The 17,344-nt window shown below is 37.8% G+C and carries 14 protein-coding genes; 9 read left to right on the top strand and 5 right to left on the bottom strand.

The window, feature by feature from the left end:
- The first annotated feature begins 101 nt into the window (after window positions 1-101).
- The 4 genes from alaS to Q2T41_RS05705 all read left to right on the top strand — a co-directional run bounded on the left by alaS (window position 102) and on the right by Q2T41_RS05705 (window position 5,252).
- Window positions 102-2,738 (top strand): alanine--tRNA ligase, encoded by a 2,637-nt coding sequence (alaS, locus tag Q2T41_RS05720; protein WP_304435277.1) that lies wholly within the window; start codon window positions 102-104, stop codon window positions 2,736-2,738.
- Window positions 2,739-2,833: 95 nt separating this feature from the next.
- Window positions 2,834-3,685 (top strand): tetratricopeptide repeat protein, encoded by an 852-nt coding sequence (locus Q2T41_RS05715; RefSeq protein WP_304435276.1) that lies wholly within the window; start codon window positions 2,834-2,836, stop codon window positions 3,683-3,685.
- A complete protein-coding gene (locus Q2T41_RS05710) occupies window positions 3,682-4,641 on the top strand; it encodes a GSCFA domain-containing protein (RefSeq protein WP_304435275.1) in 960 nt (319 codons plus the stop codon). Before Q2T41_RS05715 ends, Q2T41_RS05710 begins: the two co-directional genes overlap by 4 nt.
- Window positions 4,638-5,252 (top strand): DUF4230 domain-containing protein, encoded by a 615-nt coding sequence (locus tag Q2T41_RS05705; RefSeq protein ID WP_304435274.1) that lies wholly within the window; start codon window positions 4,638-4,640, stop codon window positions 5,250-5,252. Before Q2T41_RS05710 ends, Q2T41_RS05705 begins: the two co-directional genes overlap by 4 nt.
- On the opposite strand, the gene Q2T41_RS05700 is transcribed toward Q2T41_RS05705, so the two are convergent.
- Entirely contained in the window at window positions 5,242-7,008 is a 1,767-nt protein-coding gene (locus Q2T41_RS05700; protein WP_304435273.1) for an aromatic amino acid hydroxylase, read from the bottom strand. The genes Q2T41_RS05705 and Q2T41_RS05700 overlap by 11 nt on opposite strands.
- 220 nt (window positions 7,009-7,228) lie before the next feature.
- Between Q2T41_RS05700 and Q2T41_RS05695 the strand changes: the two genes are divergently transcribed.
- Window positions 7,229-7,696: an Lrp/AsnC family transcriptional regulator gene (locus tag Q2T41_RS05695; RefSeq protein ID WP_089262738.1), complete on the top strand. Its 468-nt coding sequence runs from the start codon at window positions 7,229-7,231 to the stop codon at window positions 7,694-7,696.
- Between the two features lie 67 nt (window positions 7,697-7,763).
- Here the strand turns inward: Q2T41_RS05695 and Q2T41_RS05690 are convergent, their stop codons facing one another.
- Both Q2T41_RS05690 and Q2T41_RS05685 read right to left on the bottom strand, forming a co-directional pair.
- On the bottom strand, window positions 7,764-8,333 hold the full coding sequence (locus tag Q2T41_RS05690) for a DUF4136 domain-containing protein (RefSeq protein ID WP_089262694.1): 570 nt from the start codon (window positions 8,331-8,333) through the stop codon (window positions 7,764-7,766).
- A gap of 77 nt (window positions 8,334-8,410) precedes the next feature.
- A complete protein-coding gene (locus Q2T41_RS05685) occupies window positions 8,411-8,569 on the bottom strand; it encodes a C1orf53 family protein (protein WP_179213220.1) in 159 nt (52 codons plus the stop codon).
- 192 nt (window positions 8,570-8,761) lie between these two features.
- Between Q2T41_RS05685 and Q2T41_RS05680 the strand changes: the two genes are divergently transcribed.
- The 4 genes from Q2T41_RS05680 to hemL are packed head-to-tail and all read left to right on the top strand — an operon-like array spanning window position 8,762 to window position 12,129.
- Window positions 8,762-9,091 (top strand): hypothetical protein, encoded by a 330-nt coding sequence (locus tag Q2T41_RS05680; RefSeq protein WP_304437408.1) that lies wholly within the window; start codon window positions 8,762-8,764, stop codon window positions 9,089-9,091.
- Between the two features lie 10 nt (window positions 9,092-9,101).
- Window positions 9,102-10,007 carry a 1-aminocyclopropane-1-carboxylate deaminase/D-cysteine desulfhydrase gene (locus Q2T41_RS05675; protein WP_304435272.1) on the top strand — a complete coding sequence of 302 codons (906 nt, stop codon included), beginning with the start codon at window positions 9,102-9,104 and terminating at the stop codon, window positions 10,005-10,007.
- Entirely contained in the window at window positions 10,004-10,843 is an 840-nt protein-coding gene (locus Q2T41_RS05670; protein ID WP_089262700.1) for a glucosaminidase domain-containing protein, read from the top strand. The genes Q2T41_RS05675 and Q2T41_RS05670 overlap by 4 nt, the downstream gene beginning before the upstream one ends.
- Window positions 10,844-10,848: 5 nt before the next feature.
- Complete coding sequence (hemL, locus tag Q2T41_RS05665; RefSeq protein ID WP_304435271.1) at window positions 10,849-12,129, top strand: glutamate-1-semialdehyde 2,1-aminomutase; 1,281 nt, start codon at window positions 10,849-10,851, stop codon at window positions 12,127-12,129.
- Between the two features lie 75 nt (window positions 12,130-12,204).
- Here hemL and Q2T41_RS05660 read toward each other — a convergent pair whose 3' ends face one another.
- Complete coding sequence (locus Q2T41_RS05660) at window positions 12,205-16,152, bottom strand: DUF2194 domain-containing protein (protein WP_304435270.1); 3,948 nt, start codon at window positions 16,150-16,152, stop codon at window positions 12,205-12,207.
- 236 nt (window positions 16,153-16,388) lie between these two features.
- Window positions 16,389-16,841 carry a DUF4890 domain-containing protein gene (locus tag Q2T41_RS05655; RefSeq protein WP_304435269.1) on the bottom strand — a complete coding sequence of 151 codons (453 nt, stop codon included), beginning with the start codon at window positions 16,839-16,841 and terminating at the stop codon, window positions 16,389-16,391.
- Between the last annotated feature and the right edge of the window lie 503 nt (window positions 16,842-17,344).

The raw sequence follows: 17,344 nt of genomic DNA, 5'->3' as shown, positions 1-17,344 counted from the left end.
GTTATTTATCCTATTTTTGTGATTTAATTTTTAACGGAACAAACAAATATAAAAATTGTTTTATATAAACGGTTAAAATTTGTAAAAGCTTAGCATTTTAGATGAATTCCAAGGATACAAGAACTCAATTTCTGAATTTTTTTAAGAAAAAGGCACATAAGATCGTGCCATCTGCACCAATGGTCATTAAGGATGACCCCACCCTTTTGTTTACCAATGCGGGCATGAACCAGTTTAAGGAATATTTTCTGGGAATAAGCCAGAGTAAAAGTCCCAGAGTGGTAGATACACAAAAGTGTTTAAGGGTAAGTGGTAAACATAATGATTTGGAAGAGGTAGGTAAGGATACGTACCACCACACCATGTTTGAAATGTTGGGGAATTGGAGTTTTGGTGATCCTTCTGGCGGGTCAGGCGGGTATTTTAAGGAAGAGGCCATTAATTGGGCTTGGGAATTATTGACCAAAGTGTATAAAATTGATAAGGACAGTCTATATGTTTCCGTATTTGAAGGTAGTACTGATGCGGATAAGTTGTCCATGGACAATGAGGCATATGACCTATGGAGAAAAATTGTACCTGCAGATAGAATAATCAAAGGAAATAAAAAGGATAATTTCTGGGAAATGGGCGACCAAGGTCCATGTGGTCCATGTTCTGAAATTCATGTAGATATTCGTTCAAAGGAAGAAAAGGCCAAAGTGCCGGGAGCTAGCTTGGTCAACCAAGACCATCCGCAGGTCGTTGAGATTTGGAACTTGGTATTTATGCAGTATAATCGTAAAGCAGACGGTTCTTTGGAAAGTTTACCGGCAAAACATGTAGATACCGGAATGGGTTTTGAGCGTTTGTGCATGGTGCTGCAAGGTGTTCAGTCTAATTATGATACCGATATTTTTACACCGTTAATCCGTGAAATAGAGACCATCACCAATACCGATTATGGTAAAAAGGAAGAAGTGGATATTGCCATTCGTGTTATTAGCGACCACATACGGGCCGTAGCATTTTCTATAGCAGATGGTCAATTGCCCAGTAATACAGGTGCTGGTTATGTAATACGTAGGATATTGAGAAGGGCGGTACGTTATGGTTTTACGTTTTTGAATACCAAAGAGCCGTTTATGTTCCGTTTGGTAAATGTCTTGACCAATTCGTTGGGAGATGCCTATCCAGAATTAAAGGAGCAGAAACAATTAATTGAAAACGTAATCAGGGAAGAGGAAAATTCTTTCTTAAAAACCTTGGATCAAGGATTATTGTTGTTAGATACCATCATCAAAAATGCAAAGGATAAAACTATAGATGGGGGCAAGGCGTTTGAATTGTATGATACGTTTGGTTTTCCAATAGACCTTACGGCGTTGATCTTAAGTGAAAAAGGGTATCAATTGGATGAGGCAGGTTTCAATGAGGCCATGCAGCAGCAAAAAAATCGTTCCAAATCGGCATCGGCAGTGTCAAAACAAGATTGGGAAGTATTGCAAGAGGATAACGAGCAGGAATTTGTAGGGTATGATATGCTCGATGTTGAGGTGAAGATTACAAAATACCGTAAAATCGTTTCAAAGAAAGAGGGTACCCAATATCAATTGGTGTTCAATCTTACGCCATTTTATGCAGAAGGTGGTGGGCAAGTTGGCGATAAAGGGTATTTGGAAGATGCCCATGGAGATGTAATCTATATTACAGATACCAAAAAAGAAAATAATGAGATCATGCATTTTGCAAAGAACTTGCCTAAACATTTAGGGGAGACTTTTAAGGCCGTGGTCGATAAAAAACAACGTAATAGAACTGAGGCCAACCATACGGCCACACATTTGTTGCATCAGGCCTTGCGAGAGGTGTTGGGCGGTCATGTGGAGCAAAAGGGGTCATCTGTTCATTCCAAATACTTGCGGTTCGATTTTTCACACTTTGCAAAATTGACCCAGCAGGAATTACAGGATGTGGAAAATTTTGTGAACGCCCGTATAGATGGTCAATTACAATTGCAGGAAGAACGTAATGTGCCAATGAAAACAGCAATTGAAAATGGTGCCATTGCTCTATTTGGGGAAAAATATGGCGATGCGGTAAGGACCATTAGGTTTGGACAATCCATAGAATTGTGTGGGGGAACCCATGTAAAGAACACTGCGGATATTTGGCAGTTTAAAATCAGGTCAGAAGGGGCCGTAGCAGCTGGGATAAGAAGAATTGAGGCCATAACCGGAGATGCCGTTAAGGATTTTCATTTGGACAATGATAAATTATTGTCTCAGATAAAGGGTATTTTGGGGAACACACAAGACCCGGTAAAATCGGTTTCCAGTTTGCAAGAGGAAAACAGCGTGCTAAAAAAACAGGTAGCGGAATTGCTAAAGGATAAAGCGAAGAATTTGAAAGGTATATTACTGTCCCAATTGAATGAGGTCAACGGAATTCAGTTCTTGGCCACGAAAGTAGATTTGGATGCTGCCGGAATAAAGGACCTTAGTTTTGAAATGGGTAATCAGAAAGACAATTTATTTTTATTGTTCGGTACGGAGCAGAACGGAAAAGCCTTATTGTCCTGCTATATATCCAAGGAATTGGTTGCTGCCAAAAATTTGAATGCAGGCACTATAGTTCGTGAACTTGGCAAGTTTATCCAAGGAGGAGGAGGTGGTCAGCCGTTCTTTGCTACAGCAGGTGGTAAAAATCCAGAAGGTATAGACAATGCCCTTTTAAAGGCAAAGGACTATATTGCCTAAAAGAACTACTATTTAAATTTTAGTTGGGCCAGTTCACTTATTGAATTGGGTATTTGGGCGAGTACGAATTTTTAACAATTGATAATACATAAATTATGAAAAAATTCTTGTTCGCTTTTATTTTGATTACGGCTTGTACCAATGAAAAAAAGTCAGATCAGGTTCGTAAGTTATCTGGTGAGGACAATAAGGTCGCGTTGACTAGGAAAGATTCCATGCAGATAAGGAAGTTTGTGGAACTGGCATTCAAAGCTCCTTTGCATTCCAAGGAGCATCAGGTCTTTTTGGATAGCGCCTTGCATATACAACCAGATAATGCTTGGTTATGGCAGCAAAAGGCCATGCCGCTATATAAATCCAGAAAATATTCATTGGGGAAACCATTTTTGGAAAAAGCAGTGGAATATGATGCAAAACGTTGGCTGGACTATAGTGGGTTCATGAAATGTATATTTTCCAAGGAATATTTAGAATCCATTACAGATTTCGTTAGATTTAAAAATGAGTTTGGTGATGGCTATGTTATGGACCACACATATAATTTTTACATAGGATTAAGCTATCTGCAGCTTAATGAATTTAACAAGGCAAAGGAATTTTTGGAATTGAGCAAGGAGCAACAATACGCCGACTTTTCAAAAGATGCTCCTCATGAAGCCTGTCATTATTTGGATTGGTACTATCTTGGTATTGCCAATTTTGAACTGGGCAGTTACCAAGAAGCTATTTCATCTTTTGATATGGCTTTAAAAGGTTATGGTAATTTTGCGGATGCACTTTATTTTAAAGGTAGAAGTTTAACCAAATTAGGAGATCCGGAAGGTGTGGAATGGGAGCGTAAAGCATTTGAAAATGCCAACAATACCATTAACGAGGATAATGTAATCTATGAAATTTACCCCTATCAGGTTTTTCATAAGTTGAATGAAAGTGTTCGCCCAAAATGAATTTTTTTACCAAAATACCTTTAAGCAAGCAACGTAATACAATAGACTACACCAGTCGTGTACTTTTATTGGGCTCATGTTTTGCTGAAAACATAGGTGGTAAATGCAGTTATTTTAAGTTTCAGACCCTACAAAATCCATTTGGTATTCTTTTTCATGTTATTGCCATAGAAAATTTGATGGCTAGGGCTTTATTGGACAACAAATATGAAGAGCAAGATGTGTTCTTCCATAATGGCAATTGGCATTGCTATGATGCACATTCGTCATTAAGTTCAGGGTCTAAGGAGCAACTGTTGAACCGTTTAAATGCGGGATTGTCACAATTACGTAATTACATGCGTAGCGCTACCCATATTTGTATTACCCTAGGTACGGCTTGGGTCTATCGTCATAAGGATAGTGAAAGGGTGGTGGCAAATTGCCATAAAGTTCCGCAAACCAAGTTTCAAAAAGAATTGCTTAAAGTTGAGGAACTGCAAGAAAGTCTAGGTCGTATTGTACAAATGGTGCATGATGTACAACCAAGCGTTCAGGTAATTTTTACGGTGTCTCCAGTACGTCATTTAAAGGATGGGGTTGTGGAAAACCAACAAAGTAAATCACACTTAATAAGTGCCGTTCATCAGTTATTGCAAGAAGATAAGATTTCTTATTTTCCAAGTTATGAGATTATGATGGATGAATTACGGGATTATCGGTTTTATACTAAGGATATGATTCATCCCAACGATATTGCCATTGATTATATCTGGGAACGTTTTCAGGAAAGCTGGATAGCTGACGGTATTTTAGGAGACATGAAAAAGGTAGATGACATACAACGGGGCTTAGGGCATAAACCCTTTCATCCGGAAGGGGAGGCGCATCAAAAATTTTTAACATCGTTACGGGGTAAAATAGCGTATATAATACAGAAGTATCCGTTTATGGATTTTAATAGTACAAAGACATGAAAAGATTTATAGCCGGCGTTTTGGTTGCATTGACCTTGGTTTTTGTTATTCGTTCATGTAATGAGGGTAAGGAAGGCAAATCAATTCTAGAGGAGAATTCAATGCTTATTCAGCAGGAGATATCCAATGTTTCCAAACTGATCGTTACAGAAGGGCATTTTGCGGAAGTGTACAATTACAAAGATTCTAAAGAGCTTTTTGGGCCGTTGTTAAGGGCTGAGAAAAAAGCTTTGGTAGTGGTCAATGCAGATGTGACCGTAGCTTATGATTTAAGTTTGATAGATTTTGAGGTGGATGAAACCGCCAAAACAGTACGGATCAATAGCATACCCGATGCCGAAATTAAGTTGAATCCAGATTTTGAATATTATGATGTAACCGCAGATTACCTAAATCAGTTTGATGCTGCGGATTATAATAAAATAAAGAAAACCGTAAGTGCCTCTTTAATGAAAAAGATAGAGGCGTCTTCATTGAGAAGCAATGCCGAAAATAGGCTGATTAGTGAACTCCAAAAGTTTTATATTCTAACCAATTCCATGGGGTGGCGTTTAGCATATAGGGAAAACACCATTGAAACCATGGAGGAAGTTAAGGAGTTTAAACCGTAGCTACCATGGTATTGCTTGCTAATGCCAAGCCATCGTCAATAAGTTGTCCTAATTTGGGTTGCTCTAACTTTAAATGTTCCAGATGGACCTTAATTTTCTGTGCCAATTGTTTATCCCCGCTTTTAATGGCCAATTCATAAATTTCTATGGGTAGGAGCCAATCTGTCGAAAATTTTTCCTGAACCTCTTGAAAGACTTTGTTTCTTGAAACAATAATGTTCTTTCCGTTTCTAAAATCCCTTATGGTCTGGTAATATAGTTCAAGTTCGCTTAGGGAGCTGTTCAAATCGGTTTGTTTTGTTTTGCTGAGTGTGTGGTCTAGAAGGTCAAAGCTTTTTAAATCTGCCGGACCATGAAAGGCAGAGACAATCTCTTCTCCTATGGCCATATTATATAATTCTTGGCTAGATTGAAAAAGTACCTTATCCTTATACGTAACCTTACAATTTTCAAATGTAATTAAGATGATTCTGCCTTGCAGGTTCCTGGTACCCGTAATAATTTTTCCGGTAACATTTATGCCTCCCGTAAAATCCAAGGAGACAATTTCCCCTTCGTAAATCTTGTAGGCTTTTAAGTCCCTTGGACTCATTTCCTCAATAGGTATATTGATTCCCTTTAATCTGCCTATTGGAGAACCAAATCCCGTTTCATGTTGATTTACGTCTTGTCCTACCAATTCTTTTTCCCTGTAGGCCAAAGCAGATTTGCCTTTGGTCTGGAAGTAAATAGGTTTGCCATCATGAGCGATCAAGGATTCAAAATTACCAGAAACTTGAAGGCCTGTACTTAGTTCAATAGTACCTAATTCCTTGGAGTTGATCAGTTTCTGTAATCCGGATAGACCGCCTGTCCGTAATGCCATGGTATTGGCAAAATCTTCCAGTACCTGACTTAAAAAAGCAAAATCTGGGGTTACAAATAGCTGTGGTTGCGGTTTGGTAATGTCAAATAAAGTTCTTGCCGCTTCAATGGAATAAGGTAGCTTTTTTACTTGGTCCGTCATACACCATTCGCTTTCACCAATAGACGACAGTAAGCCGGCTCCATAGATTTTAGGTTGTTCCAAAGTGCCAATGAGTCCGTATTCCACAGTCCACCAATGCAGGTTTCTAATCAGTGCCATTTCACTTGGTTCACCCATATTGTCTTGTAAATGCGCTATATGTTTTTCGGCACTTTCTATTTCTGTAATTGGGGTGCCATTGGCTTCCTTTATAATGGAAAGGTGGCGCACAGCCTCGTATAGTTCAAAATCCTTTGCGCTGGATATCGCCTTGGAACCTATTTCGCCAAACCTTCTCAAATAAGCGGCATATTCAGGATTAGCAATAATGGGGGCATGACCGGCACCTTCGTGGATAATGTCCGGGGCCGGGGTATAGGCAATGTTTTCCAATTGACGAATATCCGAAGCGATCACCAAAACATTGTAGGCTTGGAATTCCATAAAAGCTGCTGGTGGAATAAAACCGTCTACCGCCACTGCCGCCCAGCCTAAATCCTTTAAAATTCGGTTCATGCCGTACATGTTGGGTATGTTATCTATGGAAATTCCGGTTTTTTTTAATCCCTCTACATAAGATTCATGGGCAACCTTGCTTAGGTACGCCACATTTTTGCGCATTACATACCGCCATACTGCTTGGTTTACTGGGGTGTACTCCTCATAATTTTGAGGTTTTATATACTGTAGTAAGTGTTGCGGAAGCTTATCTAAAATAGCATTGCTTTCATAACCTGTGGTATTGTTCATTGTTAAGGTTTAAATATTCAACTTCATCATCTTGCCAACCTTTTGCTGAAGCTCCGATCTATTTGGAGCCATGTTGCTGTTCAAGGTCTATTAAATATACATAATTAAGTCTTATTGGACGGTGTTTGTAATATTTACGGGAAAAATAACTTAAAATTGGTATAAAATAAGGAATAATATCTTTTTAGGTATATTTGGCTTGCTGAATACAGGAATTTTTATGAACGAAAAATTAGATGCCATCGACAGGGCTATTTTAGGCATATTGCAAAAGGATGCCAAAACGGTCGCCAAATCTATCGCAGAACAATTAGGATTGACAAAAACACCGGTATATGAGCGTATAAAGCGGTTAGAACAGGAAGGTTTTATAAAGAATTATGTAGCTATTTTAAACAAGGATAAAATAGCCAAAAGCATCACTGTATTTAGCTTTGTTTCCTTAGAGGCGCAAAAAGGAGCAATGATGGATGATTTTTTTGAACAGGTAAAGAAATATCCGGAAGTGGTAGAATGTTTTGTAGTGGGCGGAGAGTTTGATTTTCTACTTAAGGTTGTGGTTGAAAATTTAGATGCTTATTACGATTTTGCCAAGTTTAAGATTGCTTCATTACCTAGTATAGGGGGGGTAAAGAGTGCATTTGTACTTAATGAGGTGAAAAATAGTACGGATTTTCCGTTGTTGTAATAGTATTTAAATAAAAAAAGGGCTTGAGATATATATCAACAAACCCTTGTTATTCTTTTCTGTCAATTTATTTCATGGCTACGGCATTTGGAGGATACTGCTCTAAAATTTGAGAAACAAATTCTTTGATCCGTTCTTCTTTTTTGGCAATATTTCCTGTATTTGAAAGTGTGCCCACACCTTTTCCTTGCCATACCAGTTCATTGGTATTATTATCGATTAGATCTATGTAAAGAGAACCTTGTGTTCTTGTACTTACATTAGAACCACCCCATCCAAAGCCAGGTCCCCAGGCCCAAGGGTTATAACCCCAGCCCCAAGCTCCGCCCCAGCCATAGTTATTATTGTAAACATCAACCCTTTCCTGCTCTTTGGTAAAGATACTTACCAACAAATCTGGGTTTTCGGATTTTACGAAACCCCTAGAACTCATTTCTGTTTCAATAGCACGGAGGATACGTTTTTTATCCAAATCTGAAATTTGGGCCTGATCAATTCCTGTTTTGTAGAAAGCATAGGTTTTATAACCATTAAAATCTGCTTTTTGGTCATAATCAGAAAGAACGCTAACTGATGAACAGGAAGTAATAAAAACCAAAAGGAGCAGAGGTAAACCGAGTAATTTGATGTTTTTCATAACGTTATATGTTTTTTAAGTACTTATTTTTACTGTTTTAACTAATCACAAATATCATGCCGAGCTATGTTAATATTTTATTGACTATTGGTTTTTGCATCATAACCATAGGGGCAATGTTTGCAGCCGCTTTCACAACAATAACCACGTTTTAAATGATATTGCTCGGTAAATACCCTAAATCCGCCCTCGGCCCAATAAAAATCACCTTCTTCAATAGGTATAATTTTTTTCATCTATACTATTTCATCTCAATGGAATAAAGGTACTTCATTAAAAAGAATTTGACATCTGCTTTAACGTATTGATAATACAGGTAGGTTTTTATTTTTTTGGTGTTTAAACGGTTTTGTTTGCACTAAATCCTAGTAGTTTTCTTACAAATTATTTTGGCCTTATCTTTGTATAATAACAACCAAAAGATAGGTATGATATTGGTTTTTAAACATTTCTTCTATAAGAATTATGTAGGCTTGTCCTTATGGCCTTTTATATTTCTTAAGAATGGAAGTCTAAAAGAAGATATTGTTTTGATCAATCATGAAAAAATACATCTAAAGCAACAACGGGAATTAATTATTCTACCCTTCTATATATGGTATATCACGGAATGGTTGATACGAACGATATGTTATATGGATTCCTATAAAGCCTATCAAAATATAAGTTTTGAGCGCGAGGCTTATGCTCACGAACAAGATTTGACCTATTTGTCCAGAAGAAAAACCTTTAGCTTTATTAAATATCTTTGTCGTTAAAATACGGCCATTGCAAAGTATCAACCAACTTGTACATTTACCACTGCTTGACAAAAAACAGGTAACCCTTGTTTTAAAACGGGAAGATTTGTTGCACCCGTACATTTCTGGAAACAAGTATAGAAAGTTAAAGTACAACCTGTTGGAGGCAGGTAAACAAAACAAGAGTACGTTGTTGACTTTTGGAGGGGCTTATTCCAACCATATAGCGGCCACGGCCTATGCGGCTAACGAGAAAGGTTTTAAATCAATAGGTGTTATACGTGGGGAGGAATTACAAAATTCCTGGCAAGGCAACAATACCTTACGTCTGGCCCATGAGCACGGCATGGAATTTAAGTTTGTAAGCAGGCAAGCCTATCGTTTAAAGGATGATTTGGAATTTTTATCACAACTATCCCAAGAATATAAGGGGTTTTATTTGGTGCCCGAGGGTGGCACCAATTATCTGGCCGTAAAAGGATGTACCGAAATTCTGACCCAAGAAGATATGGGTTTTGATGTAATCTGCTGTAGTGTTGGTACGGGGGGTACCGTTGCAGGCATTATAAAATCTGCTGGAGACCATCAACAGGTATTAGGGTTTTCTGCTTTAAAAGGAGATTTTTTAAAAAAAGAAATTCAGGGTATGGTTCAGGGGCAAAATTGGAATGTTATGACCGATTATCATTTTGGGGGCTATGCAAAAATGACCAAGGAATTGGTAGATTTTATAAATGAATTCAAGGAACATACCGGTATTCCTTTAGATCCGGTCTATACGGGAAAAATGCTATTTGGGTTGTTCAATATGATCAAGCACAATACTTTTGCAGCGGGTACAAAGATACTTGCCATACATACTGGCGGCCTACAAGGAATTACTGGCATGAATAGTGTGCTGAAGAAGAAAAATTTACCTTTGTTGAATATATGAAGAAGAAAATTATAATGTTTTTGATAATTGGAGCGTGTTTGGCTTCCTGTAAATCAAAAAAAACGTACTCCGATCAGTTGCGTACCAAAAATGTACTTAGCGAACGTAAAAAATCCACGACGGTCAAGAAAGAGACCAGGCCAGGTAATGTAGATTTACCCAGTGAACCATCTAAGTTCATTCCATTTAGAATAGAGTCCGTAGGAGAGTATATAGAAACTTTTGCAGAAACGGCTCAGTTGGAAATGATGGGTTATGGAATACCGGCTAGTATAACATTGGCACAAGGTATACTGGAAAGTGGAAGCGGAAAAGGAGAGCTTGCCATGAAGACCAACAATCATTTTGGCATAAAATGTCATAAAGGATGGGAGGGAGACTATGATTTTCATGACGACGACGAAAAGGGAGAATGTTTTAGAAAATATAATCATCCCATGTATTCGTTTAGAGATCATAGTATATTTTTAACTACACGTTCCAGATATGCATTTTTATTCAACTTAAGACATACGGATTATAAGGGATGGGCCAAAGGACTACGAAAAGCAGGGTATGCCACTGACCCTAGGTATCCGCAAAAACTCATCTACCTCATAGAAAAGTACCAGCTTCACAAATATGACATACAGGTAAAAAAGGCCGGATATGACAAACAGACCATTGTTGCTACCCAGAACGATAAGGTGCATACCGTTGAAAAAGGGGATACCTTGTATTCATTGTCAAAAAAATATTATATGACGGTAAGTGAACTAATGCAATTAAATAATTTGCAAAGTTCTAATCTATCCATTGGTCAGCGTATAAAAGTGAAAGTCAATAATATCAATTAAGTTTTATGATCTATCAAAGAAGTAGTGCCTTGTTCGCAGAGGCAAAGAACTATATACCCGGTGGGGTAAATTCACCGGTGAGGGCCTTTAAGGCAGTAGGTGGTGACCCAATATTCGTTAAAGAGGCCAAAGGTGCCTATTTGTATGATGAGGACGGTAATAGGTTAATAGATTATATAGCATCTTGGGGACCTTTAATTTTGGGTCACGCCTATGAACCGGTCATTAACGCGGTAATCGATAAGGCAAAAAAAGGTACTTCTTTTGGAATGCCAACGGAAATAGAGACACAATTGGCGCAATTGGCTTTATCCATGGTTCCGAATATTGATAAAATTAGGTTTGTGAACAGCGGTACGGAAGCCTGTATGAGTGCGGTACGGTTGGCAAGGGGTTACACGGGAAAGGATAAGATCATCAAATTTGCAGGGTGTTATCACGGTCATTCAGATTCGTTCTTGATCCAAGCCGGTAGTGGTGCCGTAACTTTTGGTAGTCCTAATAGTCCCGGAGTTACCCAGGGAACAGCAAAGGATACCTTGTTGGCAACGTATAATGACCTTGATAGTGTAGCGACTTTGGTAGCGGCCAACAAAGATGAAATTGCCGCAATTATCATAGAACCTATTGCGGGTAATATGGGTTGCATTGTACCTACGGAAAAATTTATACAAGGTCTAAGGAATATCTGCACCCAAGAAGGTATTTTATTGATATTTGATGAAGTAATGACCGGTTTTCGTCTTGCTAAGGGAGGCGCACAGGAAGTTTTGGACATTAAGGCTGATATTGTAACCTATGGTAAGGTTATTGGCGGAGGTTTACCTGTGGGGGCTTTTGCTGCCAAGGCGGAAATTATGGATTATTTAGCCCCAGACGGGCCGGTATATCAGGCAGGAACATTAAGTGGGAACCCATTGGCAATGAGCGCTGGTTTGGCAATGCTGACTGCACTTAACGATAATCCTGAGGTTTTTACAAGTTTGCAAGAAAAAGCGGCATACCTGCATAAGGGTATTGCGGAAGTACTGACAAATAAAGGTGTAGACCACCAGATTAATAGGTTTGGCAGTATGATTTCAGTACACTTTACTGATGAGCCCGTGGTAGATTTTTCATCATCTGCCAAAGGCAACAATGAAACGTTCAAAAAATATTTCCATGGTATGTTGAACAAGGGTATTTATTTGCCGCCAAGTGCCTTTGAAAGTTATTTTTTAAATGATGCCCTAAGTTATGCGGATTTGGATGAAACCATTAATGCCTTAAAGGAAATTGTCCTATAAAGATCAGCTTAAAATACGCGGTATTATTAATTAAAAGCCCTCTTTTGGAGGGCTTTTTAATTTAAATTCGTTCTGTTATTTAAAATTATATTGTATACCTAACTGAAACGCATTGGAAAAGAATTCATCAATGGTATAATATGTATAGTTAAGGTTGATTTTGGTAAAGTCCTTAATACGGTAGGATAACTCACCTTGATAACGTTGAAAAGTAGGTTCGTCCTGTTCCGCAAAAAGGGAGAAATCACTACTTAGATTAAAATCAGAATCCTCATCCCCGATCTGTAAAAGAAGTCCCCCACCACCAAAAAGTCGTTCTTTGGTCAACCAATAGGGGAAACCATTTCTTTGTTCCTCAGAACCTATAGCGTAAGCTCCTTCCAGTACAGGTCCCAATTTAAATGTATCTACGTTCAACAGATGATATTCCAATCGGGTACTACCTATGGTATAATATTGACTATCCGTATAATAGGTGGCATCGAGCATAAACGAATGTTTTAAGCTGGACGAGTAATAAAATTGTTGTTTGGCCATTACAGACAGATCATAAATATTGAGTGCATAACCAGGAGCATTTGTAACTGGGTGTGCGTTTATTTGTAAAGTAGTTTTTGCCGCTTTTCCAATAAAATCAATGCCGGAATTTAAGTGATAAAAGACATTGTTAAAATTGTCCATTTCAACCTTCGCGCCAATATAGAACGGGTTTTTTAAGTTGGATTCTGTTCTGTAGAGGTAGCCAACGCCCAATAAATCCCTACCCTTGTCATTGACAACTATAGTATCTTTTAATACAGCGTAAGAAGTACCTTGTTCTATTGAAAAACGATGAAAATCGAATTTCTTGTTATAAAATCCAAAATAGAAATTATTGTTGAAAAGGGTAGGATCAAATTTGTTTGCAATGGCAGAAGAGGTTAACCCAATAGAATGACCTTTTTTCTTTCTGGTCTCTATGGCAGATTTTCTAACGATGGCATCGTCCATTAAAATTTTAAACTTACTAATGTACAAGGTCTGTTCTTGGTCTGTATCCTCTTTGACCTCATTATTGAAACCAATCTTAAAATCTGAATCCAGTTTAGAGGGGGGTATGGTCATGGCAACTTCACCGGCAGCTTCTATATCCCCTTTTAATAAAAGTAATTTTGCCATGTAGTTCATGGTGTCATAATCCTTGGGATTGTCCTTAATGTAATTTTTATATATGGTCTGCAACTGGTCCATTTTACCGGTTTCCATATGCCAGTCCATCAAATTGGTAATGGGAATATTAATGGCACATGAGCTCCATTGCAATGCTTTTTCATATTGTGCATATTCTGAAAAGAGCTGTGCAATATTATTGGACAAGTCTTTTAGGTCTTCCCTACAAAATTCAACAAACTGCATTTCTTCAATGGCCCTATCCCTGTCATTGACCATCATGAACTGAATAAAATATGGGAAATCTGTAGCTCTTTTACCTTCAATGGATTTTGAATTTTGGGACCACTCCGCAATAATGTCCTGATCGAGTTCAATGCCGCATTTTTGCCATTGTAATGCTTTGTCAAAATTGAGCAGATCGGCATATGCTTTGGCCATTTTAGTGGCGAAAGCTTGGTCATTTATGGAACAAGGTGCTATTTCATCCAATTTGGACAAAAGTTGTGTATTGCTAGTACGTATTAGAAAGTCATAGTACATATTGCGGTTTTCTTGACTGGGTTCTTGCTCGTAGACAACTTCCAACACCTGTTCTATGATAACGGTGTTTTCGTCCGTATTAAAATTTGTATAGTAGTCTTTTAAAAATTCCACATCTTGGCTTCCCCACTCCATTTGGCGTTCCATCCAAAGCTTTTTTAGTTCAGGTGATGGGTAGTCGCTAATAGTGCTGATATCCCTTGAAAAATCGGCATAGGACGCAGAAGGGTTCTTCAGGTACATGGTATTTAATTGCTGCCAAAGTTCTTTGGTCTTACCTTGTGTCTTCATTGTTTTGGCATAGGCAATGACCTGTTGTGTATTGATGAAATTGTTGTCTTGGAACAATTCTTCCATAAGTTCCGAAGCCTTTTCGTTTTTCTCTTCTACAATGGCCCGGTCTATTTTTTCCTTTAACGGTACCATGGTACTCTTACTTTCGTTAAAGGCTTTGTATTCCTTGTTCATCTTGGTAATCAAAGAAGACGTTGTTCCAATCAAGGTTCTTATTTCTGGCCTTATATCCGGCACACTTATGCTAGGTGAATTGGTCTTTATATTGTAGATGAAACCATTCAATAAAGGAACTGACTGAAATTTTATTTGTTCATCGTAGAGCTTTTTGTTTAATCTGTCCTTGTTGACCGCATCGACATACATTAACCAATAGGATTCTTTTTTGGCATCCCCGTTTATGGAGCTCGTTACTTCATACTGGCCTTCAAAATTCAAGTGTCTAACGGTTTGGTACCTCCAATCCATTACTGTCTCGGTGGACTTTTTTGCGGGTAAAAATCGCATGAACGGGTGCCTGCTCTTATAATCCACGATATGGACTTTTAATTCATCTATTGCTTTCTCGGCACTTGTTCTGTCAGTAATGTGCGAGGTATTCAAGGCATGGGACCATATACCAGTATAGAGATAGGTAGATTCCAATGCCCATTTTTCCTTGTCGGATATTGTATAGCCGCTACTTAACCGTGGGTAATCAAAAAACCGGGCATTCAACGGGTCTGGGTCAAATTCCCTATTGCCCCCTTTATCCAAATCGCCCAAGAAAGAGGTGTGCATATAATTTATGCTGGGAAACCCTTTTTTAAGGGCAGCCAATCCTAAACTATCAATTTGATTGTTTGGTGCTACATATGAGATCGGACTATTTTTAGAAACGCTTTCCTTCCACTTTTTATCAGAGGCTTTGGTAACGTCTTCCATTAAATCCGTGTCTTTCCATAAATTCTGTAATAAGGGCAAATCATTATAGCCCCTTAAACCAACTTCATGACCGGCTTTTATGAATTCATCATTGATCCAGGTATTGGCAATTTCATCATTTTTGCCATCTAAGAGGGTAGATTTGTCCCAGCTTTTAAAATTGATATTGTCCTTGTTGCTTTTGTCTGTGTTGAACGTCACAAAAGCTGCATATTTTAAATCTTCCTCAATGGCCAATTCTTTCATCTTGGGCCACCAGTCCGATTTTAAAAACTCTAATTTTTGTTCTCCATTGTTTAATGCTATGGGCGCACCACTTGAATCATAAACAGATGAAGGAAAATCATCTAGGAACAAGGTTCCTATATTTGCAATAGGGTAGGGAATACCTTCTAAGCCTAATAATGTAGCGGCAAATAAGAGACCCCTCATTTCTTTCTTTAAAATTTCAGATGAATTATAGAATACCACTTTACCGTTACCTATTCTATTTTCAAGAAGTACAGGGTAGTCATGATGGGTATGGGAGGCAACAAGTACGTTTACCGTACTGGAAAAATTAGAACCCTCAAAACCAAGGTGCATGGTTTTGTTATCAAAACTTTTGCCTTGCATTCCCGGAAAAAGAGGTTTTTTAAAGAATAGCCCAGATGCTTCTATATTGGTGCTCCAGTCCGAATCTGGTGTCATACCATAGAAAAAGGATATGCGTTCATCCTTGGTGGCTTTAGTGATGAACAACGTACCCCCTTTTGAAACAAATTTCAACAAACTGTCCACTGCAGTATTGCTTAGGCCGGCAGTTTCATGAAGTGTTACCACCCTTGTAGTTGGCTCAATCTTAAGTTTTTCGTTGAATTGATTGATCCATAGTGTTTTATGGGCAATTTTGGAATAATCGTAAGCCTTGGCCAAATTTTCCGTTTCGTAAATGGCACTATAGTTGGTAGGTTCGATCAAAAATTGCACCAGCGGCTCTTCCGTACTTTTTTCAGGAATATTATATTTATTGTTAGACTTGTATAGTTCTTGTTGACAACTGGCTAACAAACAGATAATTATAAATAGTATACAATATCTTATTTTACTGACAATCATAGGTATTAATTTCATATTCCAAATTTTGGTCGTAAAAAAATAATCGATAAACCAGATTTGGAACCAACTAAGTACCTAAAGAACGTTTGCAAAGTGCAATTTATTCGATAAATGTAAAATTTCCTCTATTAAACAATCTAAAATGAAGGTATTTAGGGTTGTTTTTAATATGTAAAATCTTAGTTTGCAAGTATTTATAAATAACAATGGCCCGCAATCAGTGGGCCATTGTTATAATTTTTTTTATAATATTATTCTCTAGACATGCGTCTTTCTTTTTTGTGGTCTTTTCTTTTGTCGTTAAACTTACGCTTTTTATGATGGTCCATCTTTTCCCATTTTGCGTATTGTTCCGCACCAAGAATGGATTTAATTGCATTTTTACGTTCTATTTGATGGTCTAACCGTTCATTCTGGCGCTTATACCGTTCTTCTGCTGTTAATTTTTTACCATCTTCTTTCTGTGCTTTAAAATCCTCCATTCTTGACTTGCGCATTTTGGCCTCCTCAATAAAAATGGATTTTAATTTGGATTGTTGAGTTTCGTTTAAATCCAATGCCAACGTCATTTTCTTAGTTTGTAATGTAGCTACTTGTTCTGGGCTAAGATCTTTCATGGTTCCTCTTTTAGACTTTATGTCATGATCCTGTGCCGTTGCCGATAATCCTGCCATTACTAAAATGGCCAATACTAATTTTTTCATCTTTTTATTTTTTTGCATTTGTTTCTTTGACAGCATTTTACAGCATTGGTTTAAAAGTATTATTCATTTTGGCAATTAATTAACGGCGTGCCAAAAATTGTTAAATGCAAAAGCACGATCCTTGGATCGTGCTTTTAAGTAGGTTAGAACTGTAAATGTCTTAATTCGTTTGAACTCTGTCATGCTCCTCGTAAGGGTTAATGACAATGTCTACTTCTTGCTCAATTGTGTTAGAGGCCAATTCTTCTTTTGCTTCTGTATTTGTAGTTTGATGATACACTACAGAGGCAAAAATAAAACAGCTTAAGTAAACTAGACTTTTTAATTTATTATTCATGATTTGGGGGTTTAAATTCAAGTCTAAACTATAGAACTAAATAACATGAAAAAGCCCATTGTTGTGAAATGGGCTTTTTTTGATGTGTAATGTATTTAGAATGTGGTCAACCTTAAACGTTTATCGATCTTATTGGTTTTTCATCGATAGACCACTAAAATCGGCT

Source organism: Maribacter confluentis, assembly GCF_030505015.1.
GTDB lineage: Bacteria > Bacteroidota > Bacteroidia > Flavobacteriales > Flavobacteriaceae > Maribacter > Maribacter sedimenticola.
This window is presented reverse-complemented; position numbering and strand designations above follow the sequence as displayed.

Coding starts and splice junctions, on each gene's coding strand:
- alaS (WP_304435277.1), top strand. CDS start 102: ATGAATTCCAAGGATACAAGAACTCAATTTCTGAATTTTTTTAAGAAA.
- Q2T41_RS05715 (WP_304435276.1), top strand. CDS start 2,834: ATGAAAAAATTCTTGTTCGCTTTTATTTTGATTACGGCTTGTACCAAT.
- Q2T41_RS05710 (WP_304435275.1), top strand. CDS start 3,682: ATGAATTTTTTTACCAAAATACCTTTAAGCAAGCAACGTAATACAATA.
- Q2T41_RS05705 (WP_304435274.1), top strand. CDS start 4,638: ATGAAAAGATTTATAGCCGGCGTTTTGGTTGCATTGACCTTGGTTTTT.
- Q2T41_RS05700 (WP_304435273.1), bottom strand. CDS start 7,008: ATGAACAATACCACAGGTTATGAAAGCAATGCTATTTTAGATAAGCTT.
- Q2T41_RS05695 (WP_089262738.1), top strand. CDS start 7,229: ATGAACGAAAAATTAGATGCCATCGACAGGGCTATTTTAGGCATATTG.
- Q2T41_RS05690 (WP_089262694.1), bottom strand. CDS start 8,333: ATGAAAAACATCAAATTACTCGGTTTACCTCTGCTCCTTTTGGTTTTT.
- Q2T41_RS05685 (WP_179213220.1), bottom strand. CDS start 8,569: ATGAAAAAAATTATACCTATTGAAGAAGGTGATTTTTATTGGGCCGAG.
- Q2T41_RS05680 (WP_304437408.1), top strand. CDS start 8,762: ATGATATTGGTTTTTAAACATTTCTTCTATAAGAATTATGTAGGCTTG.
- Q2T41_RS05670 (WP_089262700.1), top strand. CDS start 10,004: ATGAAGAAGAAAATTATAATGTTTTTGATAATTGGAGCGTGTTTGGCT.
- hemL (WP_304435271.1), top strand. CDS start 10,849: ATGATCTATCAAAGAAGTAGTGCCTTGTTCGCAGAGGCAAAGAACTAT.
- Q2T41_RS05660 (WP_304435270.1), bottom strand. CDS start 16,152: ATGAAATTAATACCTATGATTGTCAGTAAAATAAGATATTGTATACTA.
- Q2T41_RS05655 (WP_304435269.1), bottom strand. CDS start 16,841: ATGAAAAAATTAGTATTGGCCATTTTAGTAATGGCAGGATTATCGGCA.